This is a genomic window from Microcystis sp. M109S1 (genome assembly GCF_020247025.1).
Lineage (GTDB): Bacteria > Cyanobacteriota > Cyanobacteriia > Cyanobacteriales > Microcystaceae > Microcystis.
Map to the genome: position 1 here is coordinate 34895 of NZ_JADBRW010000151.1, position 12049 is coordinate 46943.

The window sequence follows — 12049 nt, forward strand, 5'->3', positions numbered from 1 at the left end:
CTGGGAGTTCATCGTTACAGTTGAGCTAATATTTGTTCTAGTTCTATTTGGTCGATTTCTAATAAGGGGAAATCTTGGGCGGTGTAATCTCCAGTATCCGCTTCAGTCGGCGGAGGATTCACTATTTCTGGTTCTATTTTTGACTCGGTGACTCTTGTTGCTACTGTGGCTAATTCGGCGATATTTTGATGGGTAAATAATTGTTTGGGGGTTAACTCTAATCCTGCTTTTCTCGCTCTAGTAATGATTTGAATAGTCAGGATGGAATCGCCCCCCAGTTCAAAGAAGTTATCATAGATACCTACTGGCTCTACTCGCAAAACTTGTGACCAGATTTTAGCTAATATTTCTTCTTCTAGGTTACGAGGAGCAACAAAATTCAATTCTATCTCTCCACACAAGTTGGTTTCAGGTAAAGCGCGACGGTCAATTTTACCATTAGGTGTTAGGGGTAATGATTCCATGATTACGAAAGCACTGGGAATCATATAATCTGGTAGCTTTTCTTTTAAGAATTGTCGTAATTCATTGGGGGTTGGTGTTGTCTCTTTTTGAGGGACAATGTAGGCAACTAAACGTTTATTTCCTGATGTATCTTCCTGGTCAATAATAACCGATGATTGTACTTGAGAATGTTGTTTTAATACTGTTTCAATTTCCCCTAATTCAATACGGAATCCTCGTATTTTTACTTGATTATCAATCCGTCCTAAATACTCAATATTACCGTCAGGTAAATAACGCGCTAAGTCTCCTGTTTTATAGAGACGAGAATCTGGGTAATTACTAAAAGGATTAGGAATAAATTTTTCTTGTGTTAATTCTGGACGGTTAAGATAACCTCTTGCTAATCCTGCTCCACCTATATGTAATTCTCCTGGAATACCTACAGGTAATGATTGAAGATTGGAGTCTAAAATGTAGATTTGTGTATTAGAAATTGGACGACCAATGGGGATACGTTGTCCATACATTTCTCTCTGACAATTCCAAAAAGTTACATCAATACAACATTCTGTCGGTCCATAGAGATTGCACAAATTTACATTTAGTTGGCTCAATAATTTCTCTTGCAAAGCCACTGGCAAGATTTCACCACCACAGAAGACTCGTTTGAGTAACTGACAATTTTCGATTCCTCCCTGTTCTAAAAGCATTTGCAGTAAGGATGGCACAAGTTGAACAGTAGTTACTTGCTGTTGGGCAATTGTTTTTAAGAGGTAATCGCTGTCGGTATGACCCCCTGGTTGAGCTATTAACAACTGTCCACCTACTAATAAAGGAGCGTAAAATTCCCAAACTGACGCATCAAAACTAAAGGGAGTTTTTTGCAGAACTCTATCCGTTTTAGTTAGGGGGAATGTTTCTTGCATCCAGAACATATGATTGGACAGGTTACTGTGGGAAAGCATTACCCCCTTCGGTTGACCAGTAGAACCTGATGTATAAATAACATAAGCTAAATTAGTTGCTTGTACATCAGTAATTGGATTATCCTGACTGAACTGAGAAATTAACTCCCAGTCAGCATCTAAACAAATAAGTTGTGCTTGATGTTCAGGTAATTTATTAATCAATTTCTGTTGAGTTAGTAACACTTTAACAGCAGCATCTTCTAACATAAAAATAATCCGTTCAATCGGATAATCAGGGTCAAGAGGGACATAAGCCCCACTCGCTTTAAGAATGCCTAATAATCCCACAATCATCTCTAAAGAACGTTCTACACAAATCCCTACTAAAGTATCAGGTTTTACCCCCAAAGATTGCAAATAATGTGCTAACTGATTAGCTCGACAATTTAACTCATTATAGGTTAATTGTTGACCTTCAAATACTACTGCAACAGCATGAGGTGTCCGTTCAACTTGTTTCTCCAACAACTGATGAATACACTTATCTAATGGGTACTCAGCCTGAGTATTGTTCCACTCAAAAAGTAACTGCTGTTGCTCAACTTCTGTGAGCATTGGTAATTGGGAAATACGCTGCTGTGGGTTAAGCACAATAGAGTTGAGCAGTCTTTCAAAATGCTTGGCCATGCGCTCAATAGTAGCAGCGTCAAATAAGTCAGTGTTGTATTGCCAACATAGCTTAATCACTCCTTTCGCTTCTCTCACCATTAAACTCAAATCCAAGTGTCCGCCCTGTTGTCCGAACAAGTGTGGCTCCATTGGCAACACTGATTTTTGCAGATGCAAGGAATTATTTTTTGGTTCACACCAAGTTTGTGCTTGCCAAGCAAAACTAACTTGAGAGAAAGGCGAACGGCTGGGATCGCGTTGTGGCTGGAGTTTTTCTGCTAACAGAGAAAATGGGTAATCTTGATGATTTTGAGCTTGGCTAACTATTTTGCTGACTTGAGCAAGAAGTTCTGTAAATGTGGCATTCTCCTGGACAGAAACTCTTAAAACGGTCAGGTTAGAAAAGTAGCCGACAATCTCTTTAAACTCTTTACCCGGCCGTCCTCTCATCGGGCTGCATAAGAGGATATCTGTTTGATTGGTGTAGCGGTAAAGTTGGACGTAAAATGCTGTAAGCAGAATCCGATAAAGGCTGGTTCCAGATGCTAAAGCTAGATGCTTGAGTTTTTCAATTAACTGTTCATCTAGCTTGACAATGTATGAGGCTCCCTCATAAGTCTTGACTGGGGGGCGGGGTTTGTCTGGGAGCAAATTCAAAATTGGCAATTCGCCAGCTAATTGTTTTTGCCAATATTGCCACAGTTTTTCTCCCCTATTACCCGATAGCATTGCTGCTTGCCATTGGACAAAATTTGCATAGGTTTTATTTTCATTCCAAGAATCTGGGGCTGTTTCTGTCTGCTGTTGACTAAATTGCTCCACTTCCTCTGGATATAAAGCTTGAAATTCACTCAGCAGTAAATCATAGGACCACATATCGCCAGCAATGTGGTGCATTGTCAGCAAGAGAATGTGTTCTTCTGCTGAACGAGTAAATAAATTCACCCGCAAAACTGAATCTTTTTCTAAGTTAAAAGGGTGGTCAGCAATAGCATAGATTTTTTCTACTAATTGCTCTTCCCTCCAGTCGCTGGCATCTATTACCTCAACCTGAAAATTCTCTTGCTGGTTAACCTGCTGTACCGGTTTGCCCTCATAACTGGTATATGTGGTTCTCAGAATCGGGTGCTTTTCAATAATTTTTTGCCATACACGATTGACAACAGGAATCTTTAAATAAGAATAAATTTTTGCAGTAATAAATATATTATAAGCAACGCTTTCTGAAGCAATCTGGTAGATTAACCACATTGCTTCTTGACCACGTGAAAGTCCAGATGAACTTGGGTAAATTGTTTTCATATTTCTACTCATGACTCTCCCGCATTTGTGATAAAAAAATGTTATCTAGGGGAAGGCGTATGCTTTATGCCCCTACAGAAACCGAATTTGCCCCGCTATAGGGGCGCAAGGAAGCCGAGTACAAAATGTAACATAAATCGAACATTTTTCACCATGATATCGCGAGGTCTGTTATCGCTTTGAGGGAACGGGGAACAGGAAACGGGGAAGAAAATCGGCGCACCTCATTGCTTTGAAACCTGTATCCTGAAATCTTATCATAGAAAAAAAATTTGTCATGGTCAACGAAATTCGGTAATATGTGGTATTCTGAGAAGCGCTCACTAGCTTTAGCTATCAAAACAATGGTTACTTGTAGTAAGATAACGAGGGTTAAAGAAGCAGTAGCAAGGGTGGGTGAGAAAGCCATCGCTTTATACTGACAGATAAAGCGACGGGAGTATGTTAGCACAACTCAAGCACAATAACCTTAAAATTGTCGGGGAGCATTATATTTTCGCCAATTGCCTTCTACACAGGGGAAGGTTTCTCCTGAAACTAGAACCCAACAGACAACCCCAGAATAAACTCCGCCAATCCAGCCAAAATCTAAAATCATTCCAGCAAAATGTCCACAACTCAAATATAAATGCTATATGTCCGCCAAAGTCTCTCAAGATCGATCGACGACTAATATTATCTCCGATGTCAGCAAATTTTGGCACAGTGTCAAGCTGATCGCTGCTCCCTATTGGTATCCTACTGAATCGGGGGGAAGGACTTTTGCCGATGTGATTCAAGCTTGGGCCATGCTCATCCTACTAATCGGGGTAATCCTAGGGGTTGTAGGCTTAAATGCCTTCAATAGCTTTGTTAGTAATTACTTAGTTGATGTCATTCTTGAAAAAAATGATTTTGATAAATTTGTCAAAACTTTGGTAGTTTTCGCGGTTGGACTGCTCTTTGTCACCCTTTTGGTTGGCTTGCTTAAATTTCTCAGGAAAAGAATCGCCCTGGATTGGTATGCTTGGCTCAATGACTGGATTCTCACAAAATATTTGCATAATCGCGCCTATTACAGAATTAATTTTAAATCCGATATCGACAACCCAGATCAGCGTTTATCCCAGGAAATTGAGCCGATTACCAGTAAAGCTCTCTCCTTTTTTGCAGTTTCCCTAGAAAATGTCCTAGATATGATCACTTTTTTAGTGATTCTCTGGTCAATTTCTTCCTCTGTCGCCATTATTTTAGTCGTTTGGACAATTCTCGGTAACGTCATTGCTATCTATTTTAACCAAGCTCTAAATAAAATTACTCAAGAAGAATTAGAACTTAAGGCTAACTACAATTATGCTCTAACCCACATTCGTAATCATGCGGAGTCGATCGCTTTCTTTGAGGGAGAAAATCAGGAATTAAATATTATTCAGCGGAGATTTAATAAACTCTTAGACAGTGCTAAACGTAAAATTGATTGGGAGAGAGGCACAGAAATTTTTAGTCGGGGCTATCAGGCGGCAATTCAAGTATTTACTTTTGTCATTTTGGGTCCTTTGTATATCAATAGTGAGGGCATTAGTTTCGGACAGGTCGGGCAAGCCTGTTTAGCGGCTAATTTGTTTGCTACGGCGCTGGCGCAATTAATTAGTGAATTTGGCACTTCGGCACAATTTAGCAGTTATGTTGAACGTCTATCGCAATTTTCCGAAGCCTTAGAAGAAGTCATTAAACAACCGGAAAATTTAAGCACGATTAAAACCATCGAAGAAACCCAATTTTCCTTTGAAGATGTCACCTTGCAAACCCCCGATTATGAACAGGTAATTGTCGAAAACCTCTCCCTTTCTGTTCAGCCTGGACAAGGTTTATTAATTGTCGGTCCGAGTGGTCGGGGTAAAAGTTCCTTGCTACGTGCGATTGCCGGTTTATGGAATGCAGGAACCGGCCGATTAGTTCGCCCCCCCCTAGAAGAAGTATTGTTTCTGCCCCAACGTCCCTATATAATATTAGGAACCTTGCGAGAACAGTTACTCTATCCCAATCGTAATCAAGAAACCAATGAGATAAAATTAAGGGAAGTTTTGCAAGAAGTCAATCTCCAAAATTTACTAAATCGAGTCAATAGCTTTGATACAGAAGAGCCTTGGGAAAACATTTTGTCCCTGGGAGAACAACAACGTTTGGCTTTTGCTAGGGTATTAATTACCCGTCCCAGTTTTACTATCCTAGATGAAGCCACAAGTGCTTTGGACTTAAACAATGAGGAAAATTTATATCGGCAATTGCAAAAAACTCACACAACTTTTATTAGTGTTGGACATCGGGAAAGTCTCTTTAACTACCATCAATGGGTTTTAGAACTCTCTAGTAATTCCCATTGGCAACTGCTTACAGTGGAGGAATATCGCCGACAAAAAGCGAAAGAAATTATTAATATTTCTGTCGATAATTCTCAAACTAGACTTGAAGATTTACCGAATCAGGAAACCGAGGTCAATCCTAAAATCAATTCTGCCGAGGAACCCCCCCCCGAATCGCCAACGACAACAATCTTAACAGAAGTCGAAGAAGGACTTTCCCATGCACAAATGAAGGAATTAAGCGACTATTCTCTCAGTAGCATTAGAAGCAAAGCCAGTCAGGGAAAATCAATTACGGGGAAAGATGGACTGACCTATCGCTATGACAAAGACCCTAAAATCTTAAAATGGCTAAGAGTTTAGCCGATGAGAGATGGTTCAAAAAACAACGTTAAAACATTACACCAACTTAGCTACAAAAAAAATGAATCAAATCCTGGTTAATCAACAACAGTTGTTCCAAGAAATCGTCCAAGATATCCAGCAAAATAAAATTGCAATTGCGGCGAAAAAACTGCGTCAACAGGAAGCAGATAACTGTGAAATTCCGGCTCAGTGGCTTCTGAAAACAGCAGAGGCTTTAGAAACCGATGACTGGAGCATTTTATCAGAAGATTTCATTAATCTGAATTTTATCGATAAAAATGGTTATTTTCTGATGATTGCTCCCTATAGCATCAATCGTCAGGGGAAGCAACAAGTCACTTTGAGTGCGATTTACGGAAAAATTCATAAAAATAGTGAACCTTCTATTGAACAACTAGAAAGGTTAATTCGTGAAAAATTTGGCAGTTTAGGACAACCGATTCCCAGAAATTTGTCCTTTACTGAAATTGCTAGTTGTGGTACAGTTAGCGGAGAAAAGGGGGAGGCTTTTATCGTTCCTCATAGGTGGACTTTTCCCAATAGTGTTCAGGGGCCAGCTTTAAATAATGCCAGTGAGCAAAAAAGACGCTTTTCCGGTTCTAGCTACGAATGTATCCGAAAAATTTTTGAGCCAGAAACGGCCGATTTACTATTAGGACCCCTAGAGGATCAAATTAATGGTGAACGCTATCGCCATCTCGATACCCAATTCCATGAAGCAGGTCATGCTAGTGGGTTGGGATTTGACTTGAAACTCAAAAATAAACTGTTTCAAAACTATACCTATGCCGGAGTCGAGGAGTGGCGCTCAGATAGTTTAGGCTTTGAATTTGCCGACTGTGCTTTACCTGCCGAAGAAGCGGGAAAATTAGTCGCTGTTAATTTCTGCATTCGCTTTGGTTTAGATGCTCACCGTTTAGGGGGTTTAGAAAAAGATGTGGATGTCCACGCTAGTTTGATCAGTTTGGAATATCTCTTGCAAAATGATGCTATTTATCTCACAAAAAATGGTCAATTTGCCCTGCGTAATGTCAGTTATCCAGGCTTACTAAAAGCGGTGGAAATGCACCGAACAAAAGCTTTATCTCTAACGCGAAGGGAGTTGAATCTAAATAGTCCAACAGGTCTTTTTGCTCTGTATAAAGTAGAGATTCATCCCGCAACCCAATTAATTTTTCAGGGACTAATTGTAGAGCGCTGCCGAGGAATTTGGTCAGAGTTACAATAAGTACCTAGGGTTTGCTGATAACCGTCCCGGGGAGGGATGTCAGTCAGCCATGTGCATCCCTCCAAGTACTAGGTCTCTACTACTTGATGGCGATAGGGATTGGGGTCAACTCCTCTGAGTTTCTCGCCACAGCAAGTGCCGGCCCTGGAATATTAGTCGTTGACTCCTACACATTTATTTATATATATCACTAGATAACTAAAATGTGTTAAGCTAGGCGGTAGCATTCTGGGAAATCACGACAGATAAATCAGTCTCTTATTAGTCAGAATCCCTGAACCCCTGATTACCTCTTTCTCCCCTAGGTGATTACAAAACCAATGGCTGAACAACGCTCTGTACTAAAATTTAATGGCATCGATGATCACATGGAGCTATCCCACGGATTTCTTGACATCGATCAGAGTATTACCATTACATTTTGGGCAAAAGGGGAAAATAATTTATCCACAGAAACCACTCTTTTAGAAGCTGTTAATCAGGAAAATAAACGCGTTCTACATATTACCTTGCCCTGGGGCGATCCCGTGAAACCTGCGATTTTTTGGGACGCGGGAAATGAAGAAGGTTTCGATCGAATTGAAAAAAAAGTCAAGCTTAAAGATTATAGTGATTGGACTCACTGGGCCTTTGTCAAAAATGCGACCACAGGCCGAATGTTGATCTATCGCAATGGGATCATTTGGCATCGTGGCAACGGTCATAACCGGGCCTTAACGGGGATTGAAAAAATCATCTTGGGAGCCTCTGTTAATCTCTACCATTATTGGCAAGGTTGTCTTGCAGAACTTTCTGTTTGGAATCAAGCGCGTAGCCAAGAAGAAATCCAAGAAGCGATGTATCAATCTCCCTTAGTTGATGACCTTGGTTTAGTCACTTATTTATCACTCAATGGCAGTGCCGAGGATCAAACAAGTTATAGCAATCATGGTATTCTTTATGGGACAACCTGGCAACTAGATAGTCTTCCCTCCAAACCGACCTCGATCCCTAAATCAAAAACTCAGACTAGCAGTAAAGCTAGAAGGAGTGCGAAAAGGATAACAATGGTCAACGAAATTTTTAACTCCCTTGAAGAAGAAGAAGTGATTGAACAGGATGCTCCATCTGAAAATCAAGAACCTTCCCGGGAAGATAATTCAGAATCAATTATAATTGCCGAAGAAGCTGCCCTTGCCAGCAATGAAATTGAGGAGATTACTGAAACAGCAATTTCTCAACTGGATAGCCTCACTTATTCAAACCAGAAAAAACGGTTAATTATTTGTTGTGATGGTTCTTGGGAAGACTCTGCCAGTGCTTACCCCACCAATGTGGTTAAATTCGCCGAATCTATTAAGTATATTGCCGAGGATCAAACCCCCCAAATCGTCTTTCTGTCAGGTTCTGGCACCCCCGAAGATAACGAATTTATTAAAAGTTTAGGGAATGAAACTTTTGGCTGGGGCCTCGATCGAATGATTCAAGATGCCTATCGTTTTCTTGTCCTTAACTACAATCCCACAACCGAGGATGAAATTTATTTGTTAGGTTTTAGTCGAGGAGCATATATCGTTCGATGTTTGGCCAGTTTTATCGATAAATGTGGAATCCTAAAACGCTCTAAGATTAAAGAAATTCCCCTAGCTTATCAACTCTATCGAGACCACACCGTTAGTTCCGATAGTGCCAAAGCTCAACAATTTCGTGCCGCTAATGCTAAAAAAATTGAGACAGAAAAGGAAGATTTTCAAGATCGTATTCCAGTCAAGATGTTAGGTTGTTGGGATACAGTTGGCAATTTTGGTATTCCCGATTTAACTCCTTGGTTTCCCCTGGCTAAGTTTTATCATAAAAAATATGAATTTAGTAATACAAAATTAAGTCCGATTATCCAGAATGCTTTTCATGCTGTTGCCATTGATGAAAAACGTAAAAACTTCCCTTCCACTCCGATAAAAGCCAATCCCGAAAATCCCGAACAAGTTGTCAAAGAAGTTTTATTTGTCGGTGAACATACCTGTCTAGGTGGTGGCAAAAAAGAATATCAAGGACTTTCCGACTACCCGTTACAATGGATGATTAATCAAGCCAAAAAATTGGGATTAGAGTTTAATTCAACTACCTCTGAATCCGAGGAATTCCAAATTAAACCAGACCCGACCATCAAGTTCGATAATACTGTTAAAGGATTGTCGGCCTTGGGAGGTGAGCAATGGCGATATTTCAATACAAAAGTTGTCACTGTTCATCACAGTGTGGTAAAACGATTAAAGGCTTTTTCCGATTATCGTCCCAAAAGTCTTGAACCTTTTCTTCAAGCTTTACTTGATGGCGATCAACAGACAGATTAACCTTGCTTTAAAATTAAACTAATCCTTCGCTAGAAATTTGAGGTTATTTTTATGGAACTCGATAACATTATCAAAAAAGTGGCAGGTACTTATTTAGCTTCGGCTATTATTGCTGTCATCGTGCTAATTTTCACCCTCGGACAACCCTTTGTAGTTTTTCTGGGTATTGGAGCGATGGGGTTGGTTACTGTACTAGGAGATGCGATTGCTCAGTACGGAATTGAAGCGGTTCTGAATGCTTTTTACACTGAGCGAAGTAAAAAAGAATCCCTGGAAACACTTTTGGCTGAAATTGATGCTTTACCTCTGACTGATGACCTGAAATTAAAAACAAAAAAATACTTGACTGACCATCAAGAACAGACAGTAAAGCAGCAAGAAACGGTAACTGAGCCAACGACTGAAAGTCCTCAAACAGTTGTTATTGAAAATGAACCAGTTATTGAAAATGAACCAGTTATTGAAAATGAACCGGTTGTTGTCGAAGTTGAAAATGTTTAATTAGGTATTGCTCCCTCTTGCAAGAGATGGGGGCAGCGGATGATTATTGCTAAGTATTGAGGAATTTTTTGGTCTAAGATAGCTATGCTAAATAGGAACTCTCAACATCTGATGACCTATAAAAAAATTGCCATTTATGAGCAAAGCTATCAACTTCCTGTTTTTAAAAATAGATACTTAAAAAATTTTCAGAAAATCATCAAAGAACGTCGGAAATTAATTCAAGAAGGAGTTCGCTACCATTACTATTTTGGTAAGATTATTAAACGAAAAGAAAAAATTACTCAACAAGAAATCTTGATCGAGACTCAGTTATTAATTAAAGACTATAATTTATTAATTAATGGACTAGAAATCTATCAGGACGGATATTATCGTTTTTTACTCCAACTCAGTGACAATCTCAAAATTTTATTTTCCCAAAAATATCAAGAATTGAAAATATTAGACTACGAGAGAATAAAGTTAGAAATTAAAAATAATAATAATCAAAATATTCTCAATCAACTCAAGCTAGAAAAACAGGAAAATTTTCGGTCAATTTTGCTACTGGGAAAAACATCTTTTTTGATGTTGAGAAAAACTAAATTACTAGGGGAAGGAGTTCAGAAATTAGCCGAGGATACTCAAAAGCAGAAAAAAATTGTGCAAGCAATTATTCAAGAACTCAAAATTTATGAGGAATTAAATCATTATCAACTCAAATCTCAACGAGTTCGCCAAGAAATTGCTGATCTTGCCCAAAATGCGATTAATTTTGAAAACTACTTACAGGACTATTTTGCTCCTTTTCAATTATTAATAGAAGAAGTGATTAAGGTGGATGAAGAATTTTATGCAACAGTTGGAGAAATTAAGTATTTGGTAGATAATATTTTCCCACCTCAGCCTGCTCTCTTAGAAACGTCAGATTCAGCAATAAATTCTGAGTTTTTGCTAAATTTTCTGGCGACTGGTTACGAGAAAGAAGCAAGGTTAAAAGAGGCTTTTTCCTCTGATCAATTTAATGATTACTTATTCAATGAAAGTGAATGGTCAGAACAATTTATTTCTCTAGAAAAAACCATCAATAAATTATCTGCTCATTTAGCAGAACAAGAGGCTTGTCAAAAAGACACTATCCCAAAAACTCCCCTGGCAATAGTTGTCTCTCAATTCACTCAAAACAGTCTTCACAAATCTTCTACTTCTAAAAATCCCCAGACTTCCCCAAATATCTTAACTCAAGAATCGGCTGATATTGATTATAATCAATTACAAGATTTGCTAAGAAAGCAACAGTGGCAAGCGGCCGATCGCCAAACAACCCAACTACTATTAAAAATTTTGGGTAGAACCTACTGGAATGAGGTTTATCCTCAAGATATTGCTCAATTACCTTGTTCGGATCTGAAAAAAATTGATCAACTTTGGCTTCATTATAGTAATGGTCATTTCGGTTTTAGTATTCAGCAAGCCATTTTCTCTAGTCTCGGTGGTTTAGTGGATTATGAAACCCAAAAGAAACTTGGCGATCGCCTGGGTTGGCGGAAGGAAGGTCAATGGCTCAATTATGAGCAACTAAACTTTGAATTAGAGCCGAATTCTCCCCTCGGTCATTTACCCGTTCATTGGTTGATTTTTGAAGAAAATCTTTGTTACCCATCTGCGGAAGCTTCTGACAATCAAAACTCCGTGGCTTTCTGGAGAGTTGGCAATTGGTTATTGTGGCAACTTCACCTCGTTTTAAGCAAAATTCAAGCCTGTGGAATTATTCCTCTGTCTGACTTTTAAAGCGATTATCTAAGCTGTTGACTATCTAAATTACTCGTTAATTGACATACTCCCACCGTCAAGCTACGCTGTGACGGGGGATTCTTGACCCATCGCTGTTAGAAATTCCTTGTTCAACGAGACAGCTTAGATTCTCAATGTCTCCACTGAAAATCTTTCTTGCCGGACTCTTCCAAGGCG

7 protein-coding genes are annotated in these 12049 nt (G+C 39.2%); 5 read left to right on the forward strand and 2 right to left on the reverse strand.

Annotated features, from left to right (window positions below):
* Window positions 1-14 precede the first annotated feature (14 nt).
* Window positions 15-3326, reverse strand: a complete 3312-nt coding sequence (locus IM322_RS07265) for a non-ribosomal peptide synthetase (protein ID WP_287672355.1) — start codon at window positions 3324-3326, stop codon at window positions 15-17.
* A gap of 469 nt (window positions 3327-3795) precedes the next feature.
* Window positions 3796-3924, reverse strand: a complete 129-nt coding sequence (locus IM322_RS07270) for a hypothetical protein (RefSeq protein WP_287672357.1) — start codon at window positions 3922-3924, stop codon at window positions 3796-3798.
* Window positions 3925-3961: 37 nt separating this feature from the next.
* On the opposite strand from IM322_RS07270, the gene IM322_RS07275 reads away from it, so the two are divergent.
* The 5 genes from IM322_RS07275 (at window position 3962) to IM322_RS07295 (ending at window position 11869) form a co-directional block, all read left to right on the forward strand.
* Window positions 3962-6031, forward strand: coding sequence for an ABC transporter ATP-binding protein/permease (locus IM322_RS07275; protein WP_287672358.1), 2070 nt, complete (start codon window positions 3962-3964; stop codon window positions 6029-6031).
* 61 nt (window positions 6032-6092) lie between these two features.
* Complete coding sequence (locus IM322_RS07280; protein ID WP_287672360.1) at window positions 6093-7262, forward strand: DUF6014 family protein; 1170 nt, start codon at window positions 6093-6095, stop codon at window positions 7260-7262.
* 320 nt (window positions 7263-7582) lie between these two features.
* A complete protein-coding gene (locus IM322_RS07285) occupies window positions 7583-9595 on the forward strand; it encodes a phospholipase effector Tle1 domain-containing protein (RefSeq protein WP_287672362.1) in 2013 nt (670 codons plus the stop codon).
* Window positions 9596-9646: 51 nt separating this feature from the next.
* Window positions 9647-10096 carry a hypothetical protein gene (locus IM322_RS07290; RefSeq protein ID WP_287672364.1) on the forward strand — a complete coding sequence of 150 codons (450 nt, stop codon included), beginning with the start codon at window positions 9647-9649 and terminating at the stop codon, window positions 10094-10096.
* Between the two features lie 111 nt (window positions 10097-10207).
* The gene (locus IM322_RS07295; protein WP_287672365.1) at window positions 10208-11869 is read left to right on the forward strand and encodes a GUN4 domain-containing protein; all 1662 of its coding nucleotides are present in this window, start codon (window positions 10208-10210) and stop codon (window positions 11867-11869) included.
* Window positions 11870-12049 lie beyond the last annotated feature (180 nt).